This window comes from Mesorhizobium sp. WSM4306, from assembly GCF_007003975.1.
Lineage (GTDB): Bacteria > Pseudomonadota > Alphaproteobacteria > Rhizobiales > Rhizobiaceae > Mesorhizobium.
Map to the genome: position 1 here is coordinate 19,582 of NZ_VFTC01000036.1, position 18,183 is coordinate 37,764.

Below are 18,183 nucleotides of genomic sequence, written 5' to 3' on the forward strand. Positions count from 1 at the left end.
ATGCGGCTGGAGCGGATGATCCCTTTGCCATCGGATGGTTCGGTATCGATCGCGGGGCGCTCTCCGGGGCTCGCCGCCGAGACCATCGAAGCCGTTGTCACGCTACCGACCTTCAAGCGGCCGCAACTGCTCCTGGAAACGCTGGCGTCGCTGAAGGCGCAGCAAACCAGCCGGCGTTTCGCCGTCATCGTCATGGAGAACGAAGCCGAGGCGCGCGAGGGCGCCAAGGCGGCAGGGCCACTGTTTGCGCGCGGCGATATGACGGGCATGGTCATCATCGCGCATGAGCGCGGCAATTGCAGCGCCTACAATGCCGGCTGGCAGACTGCGATCCTGCATTTTCCCGGCTTTCGCCACCTGCTGGTCATCGACGATGACGAGATCGCCGACGCCGACTGGCTGGAGCGTATGTGCACAGCGTCTGAGACGCTTGGCGCCGACATTGTCGGCGGGCCGCAAGTGCCGGTGTTTGCCGATCCGGCTCATGCAAAATGGGCCGAGCACCCGGTCTTTGCGCCGCCCTATCGCGAGACCGGGCGCGTGGCGGCCCTCTATTCCTCGGGCAACCTTCTGGTCGGGCGCAATGTGCTGACCGCCATGGGGCCGCCCTTCCTCGACCTCCGCTTCAATTTCATGGGCGGCGGCGATTCCGACTTCCTCAGCCGGTCGACGCAGAAAGGTTTCGTGCTTGGCTGGTGCGCCGAGGCCAAGGTGCGCGAAGGCGTTCCGGCCAGGCGCGTCGAGGCCGACTGGATCCGTGCCCGCTCCTTGCGCAACGGCGTGATCTCGACCCTGGTCGAGAAAAAGAAACGCGCCGGCACACCGTTGGCCGGCGTCAAGGTGTTTGCTAAAAGTCTGGCGCTTCTTGCCGCCTCGCCGCTGCGCGGTGCAGTCAAGCTGGCGCGAACAGGCTCCCCGTCGACGGCGCTTTATCCCGTCTATGTCGCGCTCGGCCGCGTGCTTGCCGAATTCGGATACGCCAATGAGCAATACAGGCAGCCTGAAAAGAACTGACGAGCTGTTGCTGGGCGGCATTGTCACCCGCGACGGCGTTGCGACGGCGATTGCCGCGCTGTTGTTTGCCGTCATCATCGTGTCGTTCCGGCCGTTTCAGCCGGCAGGCGCGGAACTGACAGGCGACGGCGGCGACATCGTCAACCAGCTCGGCTTCAGTTCGCTCGGCGCCATTTCGATCTTCTCACTGCTGACCTTCTCCGACCCCAAAGTGGTGCGCTCGCTGCTCAGCCCGTCCTGGATCCTGATGCTCGGCTTCTTCATGCTTTCGGTCATCAACGCGAGCGACCCGTCCTCGGCGATGCGCGCGGCCTTCTTCACGCTGCTCGGCATTTTGACGATAGCGACGATCCTGGTGCTGCCGCGCGACGCCGACAGTTTTTCGAAAGCCATCATCTTCACCGCCATCGTCGTCATCGGCCTGTCCTATATCGGCCTCATCGTCTTTCCGCACGACGCGCTGCACACGGCGGACTCGCAGGAGCCCGAGCATGCCGGCCTGTGGCGCGGCGTCTTCGCCCACAAGAACATCGCCGGACCTGTCATGGCCTGTTTCAGCTTCGCCGGCCTCTATCTCTTTCGGCGCGGGCAGCGGTTCTGGGGCGTGGCGATCTTCGGGGCGGCGATGGTCTTCATGCTGCACACCGGCTCCAAGACGACGGCGGGTCTGGTGCCGTTCTCGATCCTGATCGTGGTGCTGCCCGGCCTGATCGGCATGCGGTTCGGCACGCCGGTTCTGTTTGCGCTGGCGATCATCGCCACGGCTGTCGGCACGCTCGGCATCGTCTTCATCCCGCCGGTCAAGGAGCTGGCGGCGACCTATTTCCCCGACCTCACCTATACCGGGCGCACGACGCTGTGGGAGTTCTCGGGCGAGATGCTGGCGAAGAAGCCGTGGACCGGCTACGGCTATGAAAGTTTCTGGGGAACACCGCTGCTGCTCAGCCAGGACCAGCCTTTCGACCGGCCCTGGGACATCAGGACCATCGTGCATGGCCATGACGGCTATCTCGACATCGCCGTGCTGATGGGCATACCGGCGCTTTGTGTGGCCGTCTACACCTTCCTGATCGCGCCGCTGCGCGACTACATGCGCATCCCGCCGCGCAAGGAGAACATCTATCTCGGTGATTTCTTCATGATGGTGGTGCTGTTCACGGCGCTGAACGCCTTTCTCGAAAGCTTCTTCTTTCATCGCGGCGACCCGGTCTGGCTGTTCTTCGTGCTCGGCGTGCTTGGCCTGAGGCAAGTGTCGCTGCGGCCGATCGCGGTGCGCCGGCGCTCTTGACCGGCTGGCCTGATCCGTGCGCCCTTGAGGGGCTTTCCCGCTCCGCTACGAGCGTCTAAGGAGAGGCGTTATCGGAGGGCTCTCAATGACGATCAGGCTTGTTCTCGCCGGCTGCGGCAATATGGGTTACGCCATGCTGGCGGGCTGGCTGAAATCCGGCAAGCTTGCGCCGCAAGCCGTGTTCGTGGTCGAGCCCAATGCCGACCTTCGCAAACGCGCCGAGCATCTTGGCTGCGGTGCCGCCGCGGATGCCAACGGTATCCCGGCCGATGCGGAGCCCGACCTCGTCGTCATCGCCGTGAAGCCGCAAGTGATCCGCGACGTCACCGCCGCCTACAAGCGTTTCGCCGATGGCAGGACCACCTTCGTCAGCATCGCAGCGGGCACGCCGGTCGCCACCTTCGAGCACATCCTCGGCCATCTCGCACCGATCATCCGCTGCATGCCGAACACGCCGGCCGCGATCGGCAAGGGCATGATGGTGGTCTATTCCAACCCGCTGGTGACCGACGATGTCAGGCGTTTCGTCGCCGAGCTGCTGTCGGCGAGCGGTGTGGTGACGACGATCGACGATGAAGGCCTGATGGATGCGGTGACGGCGGTTTCGGGTTCCGGTCCGGCCTACATCTTCCACTTCATCGAGGCGCTGACGGTTGCTGCCGAGAAAGCCGGGCTGCCGACCGAGACCGCCAGGCTGCTGGCCATGCAGACCGTCTATGGCGCCGCCGCGCTCGCCGCCGAAAGCGGCGAGGAGCCCGGCGTGCTGCGCCAGCAAGTCACCAGCCCCAACGGCACGACTGCGGCAGCACTTGCCGTGCTGATGGGCGAAGACCGGCTGACGAAGCTGCTGACCGAAGCGGTGGAAGCGGCGCGGATCAGGTCGATAGAGCTGGGGAAGTAGACTTCAGCCCCAGTAAAGCATCTCATCCTGCAGCTTGCGCAGGGCGTACAGCCTTGTCGCCTGGTCGGGCGTGGCATTGTCCGTGGTCAGCAATTCGCCCTTCCTGACCGGTTTCAGCACCTTGCCACCCTCGAGCAAGCCGACCGGCACGGCGCGGTGGGCGCGGGCCTCTTCAGCGGTCATGGTCCAGGAGCGGTAGCAGGTCTCGCCAATGGCATCGAAGGTCTCGCCGGCGGCGAGATCGCGCTTGGCGACCGCGCAGACTTCGGCGACCGGCTTCGGCAGCGGCACCATGTCTGGCCGGCCGTAAAGCATGATGCGCGCCGCTGTCAGCGGCACTTCCAGCGAGGTCAAATGGTAGGGCCGGAAGAAGCTGTAGTAGGGACCATGGCCGATATGCAAATCGTCCATGCGCTCGACAATGCGCGGATGCGTTGCCTCGACGATGACGAAGACGCCGGGCGCCACGCCCTTGCCGATCGTGTAGTCGACGACGCCCTTCTTCGACAGGATGCCGCCATCGGCGCGTGGGATCAGCACTTTTGCCAGCTCGTCGCGGTCGGCCTTGGGACCATGCATGCCCGGAACATCGGGCACCAGCCCGGTGGCGTTGGCGATGGCGCACATCTCGACCATGGTTTTCGAACCGTCGACGAACTCGACCAGCATGCGCGGGTTCATGTTGCGGCGGATCGCTTCCTCGCGATAGTCGTCCGGCACGGCATCGTGGTTGAGCGGGTTGTTCTTGCCCTTGCCAGCCGAGACGATGGTGTAGCCGAGCGCCGACGCGAACTCGATCAGCTCCATGCAGCTCGACGGCTCGTCGCCGGCGCCGACAGAATAGACAACACCGAGCCGGTCGGCCTGCTGCTTGAGATAACAGCCGATGGTAACATCGGCCTCGACATTCATCATCACCAGATGCTTGCCATGCTCCATCGCCTTGAGGTCGAAATCGGCGGCGACACCGGGCTTTCCTGTGGCGTCGATGACGACGTCGATCAGTGGATTGGTGACCAGCATCTCGTTCGAGGTGATCGCGATTTTCCCCGCATCGATCGCGGTGGTGACTTTCGATGCCGTGTCGGCCTCGACCGCCATCGCTTCGTCGCCGTAGGCGATGCGGATGGCGTCACGCGCGGTGTGCGGGCGGCGCGTCGAGATGGCGCAGACCGAAATGCCCGGCATCAGCATGCCTTGCGTGACGAGATCTGTGCCCATTTCGCCGGAGCCGATGACGCCGATGCGCACCGGCTTGCCCTCGGCGGCGCGCCTGGCGAGATCACGGGCCAGTCCGGTCAGGGCAACATTGGTCATGCAAGCGTGTCCACGGCTTCTTGATTTGCAGGCGGGGAATAGCAGGGAACGGCCCTGCTTTGCCAACGAAACCGGCGGACTGCGGCAATTTCTCGAACAACAAGCTCGGCCGGCCAAGTTAACCCGCGCCTGAAGCCGGATGGCCGAGCGACACTTCAAACCACCCGGACGTAGCCCGTCATGCCTGATTTCTGATGCTCGATGATGTGGCAATGCAGCAGCCAGTCACCGGGATTGTCGGCGACGAAGCCGAGCTGAACCTTCTCGTTGGGCTGGATGAGATAGGTGTCGGAGATTACCGGCTGTGCCTGGCGCGTCGACGACGACAGCACCTTGAAGCTCATGCCGTGCAGATGGATCGGATGCGATTGCGACGTCAAATTCTCCATGTCCACGACATAGCTTTTGCCAAGCTTCAACTCAGCCAAGGGTGCGGTCGGGTCCGGCGTGTCGCCGGGCCACGGCACCTTGTTGATGGCCCAGAAACTGTAGCCGAGCGAGCCGCATATGCCGTCGCTCGGGACGTTTTCCGCCGTGGCGCTGAGCGAGAGCGCAATGTGTTTCGCGCTGCCGAGATCCACCTCCGCCACGGGGTTGACCTCCAGGGGCGGGAGGTCGCGCAGGTCGCGCTTGAGCGAGCTGCCGGTGCTGCGCAAGGTGGCGAGCGTCTTGGGCTTGGTGCCCCTGACATCGCCCAGATTGACGATGGCGCCCTCCTGGTCGGGCATGCGAATGGCGAGGTCCATGCGCTGTCCCGGTCCAAGCAGCAAGGCATCGGGCGAAAAACGTTGCGGCACCGGATTGCCGTCGAGCGCGATGACCGCGGCCTCGGCGCCCTCGACGCGAAAGGCGTAGATGCGGGTGACGTCGGTGATGGCGACCCGCAGCCGCACCAGCCCGCCGGCCGGCGCGTCGAATTGTGGCTGGTCGAGCCAGTTGGCGGTGCGCACCGTGCCATAGGTACCGGTTTTTGCGGCATCGCGCGGGCGGAATTGCTGGATGAACTGGGCGTCGTCGCCGAGCCGCCAGTCACGCAGATTGACGACCGCCTCGGCGTCGAACTTTGGATCGCCGGGGTTCTCGACGACGATCACACCGGTCAGGCCGTGGCCCATCTGCTCCAGCGTGTTGCAATGCGGGTGATACCAGAAGGTGCCGGCATCGGGCGGCATGAAAGCGTAGTCGAAATGATCGCCGGTATAGACGTAGGGCTGAACCAGGAAGGGGACGCCGTCCATCTTGTTTGGAACGCGAATGCCGTGCCAGTGGATGGTCGTCGGATCGTCGATGGCGTTGACGAGGCGCGCGGCGAAGGGTTCGCCCTTTTTCATCCGCAACACCGGCGGCATTCCTGATACACCATAGGTCAGCACGTCCCGGGTCTGGCCGACATCCATGAACCTGGCCTGGATTTTTGCCGTCTTGAGTTCCACCGGCTCCGGAGCGACCGCGGCCCAGCCGCCGAGCCTGGCCATCGCCGCAAGACCGACCCCGCCGACGCCGGCTACCGCGGCTGTTCTTAGAAGCCTGCGGCGGGTGAGTACGGTCATCTAGCGCTCCAACTGAACATAGTCGCGCCAATGTCCTGGATGGTGACGGCAACCGGCGCAAGTGCCGATACTGCCACGTCGCTTCCCTTTCATGCCATGGCGAGCCGATGACATTTGCTTGCGCTAAAGCGTTGACGCTAGCGTCACGACCATTCGTCCACCCGCCGGAGCGCGGAACTCAGTTTCAGTGCAGTTCGGCGAGCAGCGCCTGCGCTTCGATTGCTACACAGAAATGTTGCTTTCTGACTGTGAGTTTGTTCACTCCAGGGCAAGAACTTTCCAGCCGCACGCGGGCTTGAGCGAAGACATAGCGGCCGGCAGTGACTTTGCGATCGTCGAACACCGTGCCATGAGCCCAGATGCGGCACGTCCTGCATGCCTCCGTGCAAGGCTGGAGTCTGTTGTCAGACGGCCGTTATGAAACGAAGCTACCGCCAGTTTTGTGACCCTGACAGGCGTCACGGTCGAATGGCTTTGCCCGACGCGGTCCGGGCCTTTAATGTTATGCATGACACGAAGCGAAGCGTGGTATTGCTACGGGTATAATGTGGATCGCATCCATTTGACCGAAGATGCGGCCGACGCCAGGCCGTGGCAGAACATCGCCGACAGCCTTGCCGGCGACTGGACGGTCCGCCGCACGATGATCGATTTCCTTGCCGGTGCGACATACAATTTCACCGGCAACGCTGTCGTCACCGCCGATGCATTCACCGAGCGCGGCGTCATGCAAATCGCCGCTCATGCGATGCCGGCGAGCCGGGCCTACCGGCTTGAGCGGCGCGACCGTTCGATCCGGATTCTTCGTGCCGACGGCAGCGACTTCATCGAGCTCGAGCCGAAGGCAACACAGATCGTCCAGCATCATTGCGGCGCCGATGTCTATGCCGGGCGCTTCTTGTTTCGCGGCCCCGACGAATGGGCCGAGGCGTGGCGGGTCAAAGGGCCGCGCAAGAACTACGCGAGCCTCAGCCGGTTTCGTCGCCTAGATGCCGGGGATCTTGAGCGCGCGAAACCTCTTCCAGGTAATTGATGAAGACCTGGACTTTTGCAGGCAGGAATTTCCGACTGAGATAGATTGCGTAGAGGCTGAAGCCGGTCATGCTCCAGCCTTCCAGGATCGGTACCAGTCGGCCGGTGGCCCGCCGGCAAGCTTGACGGCGAGATCGTCGTCACGAATGGCTGTTCTGGGACAACCAGGACCTGATGAACCAGCTTGGCCTAGGGAAGTAGATTACGAGGTCATGACCTCGTAGATCCGGCTGGAAAGGCCCATGCGTCGAGTTGAACGTCCCTCAAGAAACCCCGACTCTGCCGGGGTTTCGCTTAATGGAAAACAGACAGGCCTGCCGCCATTCGGTCAGCGGTCGGCTTCAATCGTCTGCGCAAGGCAGCACAGCGGCGGTCAGGCCATCTTTGCCATTATCTTGGCCATATCCGCCGCATCGAACGCTCTCAATGTCTGAGTTCTGATATTGCCGAGCGATGCGATCGATAAGGCCAGTGCGGTCGCAGCAATGTCGTCGTCTGCTTCGGCAATCGCCACAACATCATGTTGACCAAGCGTCCACAACAGGGTGTGAACCTTGATGCCGTTCTTGCTGGCCATGGCCTTGAAGGCCTCAGCACGTTTCTGAGTATCCTTTATGCTCTTGATGCCTTGGTCTGTGAAATTTGACAGCAATACGTAATAAGCCATTTGTTCCTCCCATGATGGGAGCGGGCGGGCACTCACGGCGCGTCCGCCGTCTCCCGGAACTACGATAGCACGAGTTAGGTGCGCGAACCACTTGGGGCAAGGAAGGCCATGCCTTGCAAATCAAGGGCTTCATTGATTTCAAGGAGATAAACTGGTGCTGCGAGAGAGGATTGAACTCTGATCGATCCTAATTAAATCAATAACTTACAAGCATATTTGTAACATTGTGACGGCCGTTAAAATGACCGGCAGCTGAGACCTCAAAGGCGGATTTGGGGGGCCGGCTTTGCCTTGGCCTCCTGTTGCGTTAGCATGGGCACAGATTAGCCATTGCTGACGAATCGGATTTCGCTGAGGGGGCGAAAATTCATGGAGATGCAGCAGGTCCGCTATTTTCTGGCCCTGTCCAACACGCTAAATTTTACCAGAGCAGCGGAAGAGTGCAATGTCACGCAGCCGGCTCTGACTCGCGCCATCAAGACCCTCGAAGACGAGTTGGGCGGTGAGTTGCTTCGTCGCGAGCGCCAGCATTCCCATCTGACCGAGCTTGGCCGGCGCATGCTGCCCCTGCTGCAACAATGTTACGATGCTGCCACCTCCGCCAAATCTCTCGCAAAGGCCGTGCAAAGCAGTGACGTCGCCCCACTCAACGTCACCATTTCCAACAGCGTCAACATAGCGCTGCTGGTTTCACCCTTTACCGAGCTTTTCCGCGCCTACCCTGGAGTGCATCTCAAGATCAGCCGCGGTTCGCCGACCGCTGTCATCGAAGCCCTCAAGAACGGCGAAGTCGAACTGGCGGTTGCCGGTCCGCTGGGACAGGCTTGGGATCGGCTCGACACGTGGCCGCTTTTCCAGGAGGGGATCGAGCTCGTCGTGAACTCCGATCACCCTCTTGCCCGCCGAAACGAAGCGGATGTAGCGCTGAGCCAGTTAGCCACAGAACCCGTGCTCAGTCGGATCGACTGGGAAACGAGCGAAGATCTGTCGCGCGGTCTCTCGGCCAGAGGAATTACGCCTCGCACCACACATGAGGTTGAAACCGACCAGGATTTGCTGGCGCTGCTGGAAGCCAATGCAGGCGTTGGCTTTGTCTCCACAACTGCACCCCGCTCGCCCAACGTCCGCAGACTCAAGCTGCGTGATCTGGATGTTTCGCGGATCGTCGCCGTCTACGCAGTCGCCGGCCGACATCGCTCGCAGGTGGCCATGACGCTCCTCAACCTCCTGCGATCAACCGACTGGTCGACATTTGGCGTCAGCGAGCCCGCCTGAGCGCCGCGATCAAGTCGTCGATGTCCATCCGTCGACGATAGTCGGGATCGACGAACCGATCTGTGATGATGCCATCAGTTCCAACGACGAAAGTAGCAGGGATCGGCAGGAACCAGCTGCTGTTGCCCTGATAGTTCGGCAGATCGAGGCCGAGGCCCATCAACCGCTCCATCTCGGCTCCCACCCAGATCGCGAGGTTGAGGGACAAAGCGTAGCCATTGTCCATGTCCGTCAGGAAAGGAAACTGAGCACCAACCGAGGCCTTCATTGCCTTTGCGAATTTGCGCCGCTCCGGCATGATCACCACGACCTGGCCGCGCAGCGTCGTAATCTCCTGTTGGGCTTCGACGATGCCGATCGCATTCAGGCGGCAATAGGGACACCAATGCCCGCGCTGAAACGTAATGACGGCCGGCCCGTGGCTAAGGATTTCAGATAGGCTCACGAGCCTGCCCTCGTCATCAGGCAGCAGGAATGCGGGCATGACATCGCCGGGGGCGGGAGCACTTGCACCAGCTCCCTGTTCCCTGAGGCGCGCCACGAGCCGGTCAACCGCGTCAGCGAACTCCGAATTCAGTCGGCGCACTGCGCTCGCGATCACCGCTAGCCTCTCGTTGAGAGGCGCATCGAGTTCGATGGCAGCCTGGACGGACTGTTCAAATGTCATTGGCTGGTCGTCGGCGGCCATTTCTGCACTTTCGCAATTTCCATGCAGCCTAACATTGAAGCCCCACGGGCACGGCCATGCTTTTCTTGCATGGAGTCGATGCCCTGCGTGCATCGAAGCTATGCGGATTCATCTTCTGTTCGGTATTGCGGCTCGAATCGTTACATCAGATTTCCTGACTTCCGAAGCGGAAGTCTGAAAGCGGCAGCCAGGCATCGGGTGTGGCTGCTGTCACAGCTATCCCTGCACCACCGCCACCGAGGATCGCGACATCATATTTTCCCCGTCCCGGCCTACCGAGATTCAATGCAATTTGACCCGCGGTTTGGTGCGGTGCGACAGGATTCCCACGATCGTATCCCGCATGGTCTTGAAGGTCCCGTGCACCGCCTTGAGATGCATCTTGTAGAGCGAATGATACATCAGCCGGGCAAGCAAACCCTCGACCTTCAGTCCGCCCACCAGGCTGCCAAAGGTGCCGTAGTCGGCCAGTGAAACGAGAGAACCGTAGTCGCGGTAACGGAACGCCGGCGCCTCCTGCCCTTCGAGGCGTGCCGCGATCACCTTGACCATATGATCGGCCTGCTGATGGGCCGTCTGGGCGCGCGGCGGCAAGGGATCTTCGCTGCCGGGCAACACACAACTCGCGCAGTCGCCGATCGCAAACACGCTGTCATCTCCCTTTGCCCGCAGCGTCGCATCCACGACCAAGCGGTTGATGCGATCCGTATCGAGGCCATCGAGCCTTTTCAGAAAATCCGGCGCCTTGATCCCGGCGGACCACACGACGAGTTCGGCCGGCACGAACAGCTTCTCTCCAAGCCTGATACCGTCTTCTGTCACTTCGGTGACCTTGATGCCGCATCGGATCTGGACGCCGAGATCAACAAGCCGGCGCGCGGAAGAGCGCGCAAGGTGTTCCGGCAAAGCCGGCAGGATGCGCGGTCCTGCCTCGACGATGGTGATGCGGATCAGCCTTTCGAAATCGATGTTGTCGAGATTGTGCGAGGCGATTTCCCGCATCGACTTATGCAACTCGGCGGCCAGTTCAACGCCGGTGGCCCCGGCGCCAACGATGACGCAATGGAGTTGGCCTGGTGAAAGCTTCTCATATTGGGCGTTCGCACGCAGGCAGGCGTCGAACATGCGCTTGTTGAAACGGGAGGCCTGACCGGTCGTATCGAGCGCAATGGCGTAACGCGCCGCCCCCGGCGTCCCGAAATCGTTGCTGACGCTGCCCACGGCCAGCACCAGCGTGTCGTAGCCCAACACGCGTGGCGGAATGATCTGTCTGCCGTCGTCGTCGAAGCTCGGCGCCACAAAAACTTGGCGCTTGGCGCGGTCGATGCCGACGACTTCGCCGATCCGGTAGCGATAGTGGTGCCTGCTGGCATGTGCGATGTATTCCACAGCATCGCTCGACGGATTCAACGCGCCGGACGCCACCTCGTGCAGAAGCGGCTTCCATACATGTGTGCGATTGCGATCGACGAGCGTTATGGAAAGCCGCCTCTTGCCGAATTTCCTGCCGAGCCGTGTTGCCAATTCGAGGCCGCCGGCACCTCCGCCGACGATGACTACGCGATGCCGTGAACTGTCGGCGTGAGATGGCGTCTCCGGTATCGTGCGGAAAAGCGCGGCATTGTTGGCAAGCACAGCTTCCGGAACGAGCCGCATCCCAGGAATGATGATCTGCATCGGTAGTCTCCGTCTTTTCCTCGGGCTCGCCGCTGGAACAACTCACTCTTGCGATTCGTGGATGACGATGCCCTGCAGCATGTCGACGTCGCATTCCCACGGCTTCTCCGAGAGGACGCGCTGGCCGTGCTCGTAGCCGGCCTGCCAGCGCGTGCGGATGCCGACGCGGGTGAAGTCGATGTCCTTGGTGTGGTCCTCGCCGTCCAGGCGTGGCGAGAGCAGCCGCACAAGGTGCATGACCGACGGGCAGCCATAGGACGCAAGTTCCTTGAACATCGGATCCTCACGCCGCTCCTCGGGAACCAGCCTTCCCATTTCACGCACGACGTGCCGCAGACGGTGCAGCTGCTCCTGCCTGGCAACATGGCTCCGGCCCCGGCTGGCGTATTGAAGGTCCTTTTGCCGGCCCATGACCTGCCAGATCGATTTGGGCTCGGTGGCGCGAGGCTGCCACATGTTGACGGCAAAGATCAGCGAGTCGCGCCGCGGACGGGCGTCGAGCACGACCTCGATGGGCGTGTTCGAATAGATGCCGCCGTCCCAGTAAGGCTCGCCGTCGATACAGACCGCCGGAAACGCCGGCGGCAAGGCGCCCGACGCCATGATGTGCGCTGCCGACAAGGCCATCTCCCGGGTGTCGAAGTATTTGAGTTCACTGGTGTTGACGTTGACTGCGCCGACCGTCAGGCGGGTATGGCGCCGGTTGAGATAGTCGAAGTCGATCAGGTCATTCAGCGTCCTCTTGAGCGGATCGGTCGTGTAGTAGGAGGCGTTCTCGACGCCCACTTCGCGGTTCACTCCGAACACGGCGCCTGGATTCGGTTCGAAGAATCCCGGTATGCCCCGCATGACGGTGCCCATATTGGCGAAGACATTGCTTGGCACCATCATTCGAAAAAACTCATCGAGAGGGCTGATACGGCTGACGCCTTCCCAGAACTCCTGAAGCCTCGCCAGCCGAACCGTTGGATCGTTCCCGGCAATCAACGACGCGTTGATGGCGCCGATCGAGGTGCCGATGACCCAATCCGGCTCGATCCCGCCTTCGACGAGCGCCTGGTAGACACCGGCCTGATAGGCGCCCAGAGCGCCGCCGCCTTGCAGCACCAACACCGTTTGCCGCTGAACGGCAGCGTCGGCCGGATGGGCGACCTCCGGCAAAGGTTCAGCGGTTGGAGGATTTCGGGTGATCTTGTTCATGGTCTTTGCTCCTCGTTGCCGGTTCAATGAGCCGTCCAGCCGCCTTCGATCGGGATGATGGCGCCGGTGATCGAGGCCGCATCGGTCGAGGCGAGGAACAGGCAGAGCGCCGCGACCTGGGCTACAGTCACGAACTGCTTGGTCGGCTGAGCCGCCAAAAGCACATCCTTGATTACTTGTTCTTCTGTGATCCCCCGGGCCTTGGCCGTATCCGGTATCTGCTTTTCGACCAGCGGGGTGAGCACGTATCCCGGGCAAACCGCATTGACCGTGATGCCCTGTTCGGCGACCTCCAGCGCAACCGTCTTGGTCAGACCGGCGACCCCGTGCTTGGCGGCGACATAGGCGGATTTGTAGGGCGAGGCGACAAGGGCGTGGGCGGACGCAACATTGATGATGCGGCCCCACTTGCGTTCTTTCATGGCCTGCAGCGCGCGCCGGATCGTGTAGAATGACGACATGAGATCGATCGCCACGACTGCTTCAAATTTTTCGATCGGAAAGTCATCGATCGGCGCGACATGCTGGATGCCGGCATTGTTGATGAGGATGTCGATCACGCCGAACTCGGCGATTGCCTTGTCCATCATCGCCGTGACCGCGCTGCCCTTGCTCATGTCCGCACCGTCGTAGCGAACAGTCACGCCATACTCCGCGGCAAGCTTTGCCCGCAGCAACTCGATCTGACCGGGATCGCCGAAGCCGTTCAGAACGATGTTGCAGCCCTTCGCGGCGAAGGCTTCGGCAATGCCTTGGCCGATGCCGCTGGTCGAGCCTGTGATCAGTGCCGTCTTTCCTCTGAGCATCGTTGTTTCCTTCGATTCAAGCCGCAGCCAAAATGGCCTGCGAACGGATGCGAGCACGGGCCGTAGCGCCCGGGTCTCGAGTCCTAAGCCGAGTATGGCGGGCGGCTGGAGACAGCGGAAATGCCGTTGAGACATGGATTCGATAGCCGACGGTCAGATCGTCAATCTGTCGCCTGGGACATCATCACCAGATTGGGTTGTTTGACGTAGGGGCAACTAGTAAGATCACCCGGCAACACGGAATGCCGTATGCCAGCCGCTGGGGGAGCGTGCAGTGGAGATCAGCCAGGTCAGGTATTTCTTGGCCGTCGCCAAGGAACTGAATTTCACCAGGGCGGCCGAACAATGCAACGTTACGCAGCCGGCACTGTCGCGCGCGATCAAGCTGCTCGAAGACGAGTTCGGCGGCGCGCTTTTTCATCGTGAACGACGCTTTACGCATCTGACGGAACTCGGTCGCATGGTCGAGACCTATCTCGAAGGCGTTTTCGAGAACTCCCGGCAGGCAAAGCAGATCGCCGAGCAATATGTGCACCTGAAGAAGACGCCGCTCAGGGTCGGCATCATGAGCACGATTGCTCCGGATGAAATCATCGAGCTCATTTCGTCCGTGCGCACGCACCATCCGGGCGTGGAGCTTCATCTTTGCGATGCCGATGCACCAAGCTTGCGCAAACGACTGCTCGGAGGCGACCTTGAGGCGGCTATTTACGCGTTGCCGTCAAACGTGCCCGATGAGGAGGTTCACTCCTTGCCGCTGTTTCAGGAACAGATGGTGATGGCTGTTCATCTCAACCATCGCTTGGCCAACCAGCGCAGCGTTCGGGTGACGGATATGAGCAATGAGACCTACATCCACCGCAACAATTGTGAATTTGCCGGTTATGCCGATGCTATTCTGGCCGAGCAGGGCGTCACGGTCAGCCCTGTTTACTGGAGCGATCGTGACGATTGGACGCTCGCGATGATCGCCGCCGGGCTTGGTTTCGGGTTCATGCCCGAGCATACCGCCAAGCACCCCGGAGTGGTGCCGTTGCCGATCACCGATCCGGAATTCTGGCGCGAGGTCAATCTCGTCACGGTACGCGGCCGCAGGCATTCGCCGGCGGTTGGCGCACTCGTGCGCGAGGCCACGCAGAAGAAGTGGTTCGGCGAGCGTGCAAAGGCGTTATCCGCCGCGGAATAGCCTCTGCGCGCAAAGACGTTCTTTCGCATGCCAGGGCGACGAACCTCCGGCACTTGTCCACGCTCAGTTCTTCCTGATCGTCGAGGTCACGGACTGGATGACCTCGGTCGCCATCTTGAACTGCGGGGCGCGGTCGGTGATGCCATGGCGCTTGGCGATCCAGTCGAAATCGCTATAGGCGGCGTAAACCGTGCCATCCGCAGTCTGGTAGACCAGCACGCGCACCGGCCAGTCGAGACCGGCTTCGGGGTTGGATGTGATGAAGGTTGTGCCGAGCGCCGGATTGCCGAACATCACCAGCCGCGACGGCCTGACATCGTTGCCGGCATTGTAGCCAAGCTTTGCCTGGTCGATGACGCCGAAGAACTTGATGCCCTTCTTGAGGACATCCTTCTTGATGCGGGCGACGGTTTCTGCGACGGAATAGTCGCTCTTCACCGTAACGACGCCATCAGAAGCGGCGGCCGGGATGACGGCAGCTATCAGCATGGTGGCTCCGGCAATCATGGTCTTCAGGTAGTTGGTCATGTCAGTCTCCTTTGTTGGATAGCCATTTTCGGTTTTGGGTGTCACGTCTTTGAGGGTTGAAGCGCGCGCGCCACTGCGATCGCGCCGACAAGGAAGGCGGCGAGCACGGCCACGCATGCAGTCCACCCGATCCGGTCGTAAATCTGTCCGATGACGAAGCTGCCAGCGAGCCCACCCGCATAGTAGGAGGCGAGGTAGATGCCGCTCGCGGCGGTGCGATCGCGCGAGGCGGTCCGGCTGACATGTCCGGTAGCTATCGCTTGCGCCAGGAAGGTTCCCATTGCGACCAGCGCCATCCCTGCAAGGACGAACGGCAGGCTGGTCGTGAGCAACAGCAGCAGCCCGGCGATTGCCATCGCAAGCGTGGCACCGATGCCGATCCTCGGGCCGAGACCGGCCGTGACACGTCCGGCGAGTGGCGTGGTCAGCATCGATGGCAGGAAGACGAAATAGATCAGTCCCAGTGCCATCGGCGACAGTGACAGCGGCGGGGCGACAAGCTGGAAATTGACATAGGTGAAAGTGCCTATAAAGACGAAGAGGATCAGGAAGCCGATCGTGAAACAAGCGCGCAGTTCGGCATTTTCCAGGGGGCCCTTCCAGGACGCACGGACAGTTTGACCGATCGCATCGGCGCGCGTCGTTGCGGAGGTCTTTTGCAGCGTGAACCAGACGAGCGCCGCGCCAAATAGATTGAGGGCCGCGAAGGTCAGGAAGTTGGTGGAGATGCCGAACGTGTCGGCGACGGCGGCCGACATCAGCCGTCCGAAAAAGTTGCTGGCGACGTTGCCCGTCACATAGGCGGCAAGCGCACTCGTCGTCTGCCGCGCGGAGAAATGCTCGGCCAGGTAGGCCATCGTCAGCGTGAACGCGGTCGACATGCACAGGCCTTGCGCCACGCGCAAAAAGGCGAAGACGACGATGCTGTCTGTTTGCGAAAGCAGCGTCGTTGGGATGGCAAGGATGGCGAGGCTGATCCAGATGCCATTGCGGCGATCTATGCCGCGCCCGAACAGAGCGATGGCGATCCCGGCTACCGCCATGCCGAACGTGCTGGCATTGACGGCGAAGCCCATGGTCGCGCGGCTGACGCCGAATTTTATCACCAGTGAGGGCAGGATTGCCTGGGTGGCGAACAGATCGACCAGCGTAAGAAATGCGATCAGTGCAACAAGGCCAAAGCGCCAACTGTCGGCGGCCACGGTGTGCAGCCGCGCCGTCTCTGTCTGTTCACTGGTTGTCATGACGGGGCTCCGTGGCCGGACGTCCCCAGGCAATCACCTGAGGACGCGCTTTCGGTTGCTGAGGGTGGGACTGTTCGCCGAAATACCCGGATCACATCATGTGGTCGTCGGGCATCGCGGGCGGCAAGACGTCGGCGGAGTAGAGCACGGCCGGAACCTTGCCGTTGTTCTTCCACCAATGGGCGAGCTGGCCGAACTCGGCGGTCACATCGCCAGCCGGATGCTCGATCCCCACCTTGCAGGTGCTGCGGTATTCGGTGATCGAGCCTTCGATGATGAGGATGTTGGCCGGGCGCAGATTGTGCTCATGCCACGGCACGACGCCGCCTGGCTGAACGACGAGCTTGCGAAGACGCAGCATATTGCCTTTCCAGGCCTCGCCCTTGCTGCTCAGATCGATGGCCGAGAGAACCGTGTCGACAACGCCAACCGGTTTGCTGGGATGTTCCTGAATATCGGTCGTTGCGGCCTGGCCGGCAGGGCAGTCGCCGGCGAAGGCCGGAGCAGAGGAAAATGCAGCGGTTGCCGAAAGCAGACCTGCCGCAAATGCAAGGGTGAGTTTCTTCATAGCCATCTTGTATTTCTCCTTTGTCGGTGCCCAAACGCGGGAGGCGGGGCATGACCTGGAGAGTGACCGGAGCGATCCGAAAAGAGAAATGCTGACTGGCTCTCAAATCGATACCTGAAAACTATCGTGGACCATCACACCTGCATGTGAGGCACACGCGGCAAACCGCCTCGCGCGATCCTCTAATTCTTCGATTTTGCTTCAGGCAGCGGTCTTTTGGATCGCCTGGACGATCGCGCTCTCAGGCCAGCCATGCGCCTTGACGCTGTTTACGAAAGCCGATGCCGCAGGCGAGAACCTGCGTCCCGCAACGACAACCAAGGATACTTCCCGCCAGACCTCAGGATCAATGACGGGACGGACCTGCAACCCTGGAATCACCGCACTGAATTCGGGGATGAAGCAGATGCCCAGTCCTCCGGACACCATATTCTGGATCCAGTCCTCGCGTTCGCTGGCGTAGGAGATCCTGAGCTTCACGCCCCGATCCGTGCACAGGCCGGCGAGGTGATCGCGATACTCGCAATTGAGACGTCTGAGATAATTTTCGCCATCGAGTTCCGAGATGGCCACGTTGTCATTGCGGGCCAGCCGATGGCCGTTTGGAAAGGCGAGGACAAAGCGCTCGCGATAAAGCGGTGTGACGTCGAAGCGGTCCGGGAAGCTGTCGCTTGACGCCATGATCGCGACGTCGATCTCGCCGGACTCCAGAAGTTGGGAGAGCGATGCCGGCACGCCCTCAACCAGTTGCAGCTGGATGCCCTGTTGCCGCCGATTGAAGTCGGTCAGCAAGCCGGTGAAGCGACGGGGGCCGATGGTGCACATGACACCGACCTTGAGGTTGGCGTTTTCCAGGCACAGGAACCTCGACGCCTCCTGCCGCACTCCAGTCAGTTCGTCGAGTATCTGCTGAAAACGGGGGCGGAGAAGCACACCCAGGTCGGTCAGGTGGGTCAAGCTTCGTTCACGACGAAACAGCAACCCTCCGACCTCTTCCTCGAGTTGCTGGATGGCGCGGGATAGAGCCGGCTGAGTGACGTTGCACTTTTCACCTGCGCGCGTGAAGTTTCGCGTCTCGCACACGGCCAGGAAGTAACGGATGTGGTGAATGTCCATGCCGATTTGTCCCCGAATTGCAGACGTGGCTGTTCGTGCTTCGGAGACTGCCGTAAGGCGCGCTTTGGCGCCAATGCACTGCGGCTATAAAGTCGATAGCGGTCCGTCATGGCGCCCGTGACGGTG

At 61.6% G+C, this 18,183-nt stretch carries 17 protein-coding genes; 6 read left to right on the forward strand and 11 right to left on the reverse strand.

Translation table 11 applies throughout. The features are described 5' to 3' along the window. Positions 1-15: 15 nt before the first annotated feature. From FJV77_RS28635 to proC, 3 genes are all read left to right on the forward strand, one after another. Positions 16-1,014, forward strand: a complete 999-nt coding sequence (locus tag FJV77_RS28635) for a glycosyltransferase (protein ID WP_142869757.1) — start codon at positions 16-18, stop codon at positions 1,012-1,014. Further along, positions 983-2,302: an O-antigen ligase gene (locus tag FJV77_RS28640; RefSeq protein WP_142869758.1), complete on the forward strand. Its 1,320-nt coding sequence runs from the start codon at positions 983-985 to the stop codon at positions 2,300-2,302. Before FJV77_RS28635 ends, FJV77_RS28640 begins: the two co-directional genes overlap by 32 nt. A gap of 85 nt (positions 2,303-2,387) precedes the next feature. Next, entirely contained in the window at positions 2,388-3,203 is an 816-nt protein-coding gene (gene proC / locus FJV77_RS28645) for a pyrroline-5-carboxylate reductase (protein ID WP_142869759.1), read from the forward strand. Between the two features lie 3 nt (positions 3,204-3,206). Here proC and FJV77_RS28650 read toward each other — a convergent pair whose 3' ends face one another. Both FJV77_RS28650 and FJV77_RS28655 read right to left on the reverse strand, forming a co-directional pair. Continuing rightward, on the reverse strand, positions 3,207-4,520 hold the full coding sequence (locus tag FJV77_RS28650) for an NAD(P)H-dependent oxidoreductase (RefSeq protein ID WP_142869760.1): 1,314 nt from the start codon (positions 4,518-4,520) through the stop codon (positions 3,207-3,209). A gap of 155 nt (positions 4,521-4,675) precedes the next feature. Next, positions 4,676-6,070 carry a multicopper oxidase family protein gene (locus FJV77_RS28655; RefSeq protein ID WP_142869761.1) on the reverse strand — a complete coding sequence of 465 codons (1,395 nt, stop codon included), beginning with the start codon at positions 6,068-6,070 and terminating at the stop codon, positions 4,676-4,678. A gap of 562 nt (positions 6,071-6,632) precedes the next feature. Here FJV77_RS28655 and FJV77_RS28660 point away from each other — a divergent pair. Then, the gene (locus FJV77_RS28660; RefSeq protein ID WP_142869762.1) at positions 6,633-7,103 is read left to right on the forward strand and encodes a DUF6314 family protein; all 471 of its coding nucleotides are present in this window, start codon (positions 6,633-6,635) and stop codon (positions 7,101-7,103) included. Positions 7,104-7,475: 372 nt separating this feature from the next. On the opposite strand, the gene FJV77_RS28665 is transcribed toward FJV77_RS28660, so the two are convergent. Beyond that, complete coding sequence (locus FJV77_RS28665) at positions 7,476-7,769, reverse strand: GYD domain-containing protein (RefSeq protein ID WP_142869763.1); 294 nt, start codon at positions 7,767-7,769, stop codon at positions 7,476-7,478. Positions 7,770-8,138: 369 nt separating this feature from the next. On the opposite strand from FJV77_RS28665, the gene FJV77_RS28670 reads away from it, so the two are divergent. Then, positions 8,139-9,044, forward strand: coding sequence for a LysR family transcriptional regulator (locus FJV77_RS28670; RefSeq protein WP_142869764.1), 906 nt, complete (start codon positions 8,139-8,141; stop codon positions 9,042-9,044). Here FJV77_RS28670 and FJV77_RS28675 read toward each other — a convergent pair. The 4 genes from FJV77_RS28675 to FJV77_RS28690 form a co-directional block, all read right to left on the reverse strand. Next, entirely contained in the window at positions 9,028-9,732 is a 705-nt protein-coding gene (locus FJV77_RS28675; RefSeq protein WP_142869765.1) for a peroxiredoxin-like family protein, read from the reverse strand. The two genes, FJV77_RS28670 and FJV77_RS28675, sit on opposite strands and share 17 nt — an antisense overlap. A 282-nt stretch (positions 9,733-10,014) precedes the next feature. After that, complete coding sequence (locus tag FJV77_RS28680) at positions 10,015-11,409, reverse strand: NAD(P)/FAD-dependent oxidoreductase (RefSeq protein WP_142869766.1); 1,395 nt, start codon at positions 11,407-11,409, stop codon at positions 10,015-10,017. A 42-nt stretch (positions 11,410-11,451) separates the two neighbouring features. Further along, the gene (locus FJV77_RS28685) at positions 11,452-12,609 is read right to left on the reverse strand and encodes a patatin-like phospholipase family protein (RefSeq protein WP_185970453.1); all 1,158 of its coding nucleotides are present in this window, start codon (positions 12,607-12,609) and stop codon (positions 11,452-11,454) included. A 23-nt stretch (positions 12,610-12,632) separates the two neighbouring features. Continuing rightward, positions 12,633-13,415, reverse strand: coding sequence for a 3-hydroxybutyrate dehydrogenase (locus tag FJV77_RS28690; RefSeq protein WP_142869767.1), 783 nt, complete (start codon positions 13,413-13,415; stop codon positions 12,633-12,635). A 274-nt stretch (positions 13,416-13,689) separates the two neighbouring features. Between FJV77_RS28690 and FJV77_RS28695 the strand changes: the two genes are divergently transcribed. Continuing rightward, a complete protein-coding gene (locus FJV77_RS28695) occupies positions 13,690-14,601 on the forward strand; it encodes a LysR family transcriptional regulator (protein WP_142869768.1) in 912 nt (303 codons plus the stop codon). A 63-nt stretch (positions 14,602-14,664) separates the two neighbouring features. Here FJV77_RS28695 and FJV77_RS28700 read toward each other — a convergent pair whose 3' ends face one another. From FJV77_RS28700 to FJV77_RS28715, 4 genes are all read right to left on the reverse strand, one after another. After that, complete coding sequence (locus tag FJV77_RS28700; RefSeq protein ID WP_246691409.1) at positions 14,665-15,108, reverse strand: DUF302 domain-containing protein; 444 nt, start codon at positions 15,106-15,108, stop codon at positions 14,665-14,667. Between the two features lie 62 nt (positions 15,109-15,170). After that, positions 15,171-16,373, reverse strand: coding sequence for an MFS transporter (locus FJV77_RS28705; RefSeq protein WP_142869770.1), 1,203 nt, complete (start codon positions 16,371-16,373; stop codon positions 15,171-15,173). Positions 16,374-16,464: 91 nt separating this feature from the next. Then, positions 16,465-16,941 (reverse strand): cupin, encoded by a 477-nt coding sequence (locus tag FJV77_RS28710; RefSeq protein WP_246691410.1) that lies wholly within the window; start codon positions 16,939-16,941, stop codon positions 16,465-16,467. 201 nt (positions 16,942-17,142) lie between these two features. Further along, positions 17,143-18,057, reverse strand: coding sequence for a LysR family transcriptional regulator (locus tag FJV77_RS28715; RefSeq protein ID WP_095775296.1), 915 nt, complete (start codon positions 18,055-18,057; stop codon positions 17,143-17,145). Positions 18,058-18,183: the final 126 nt, after the last annotated feature.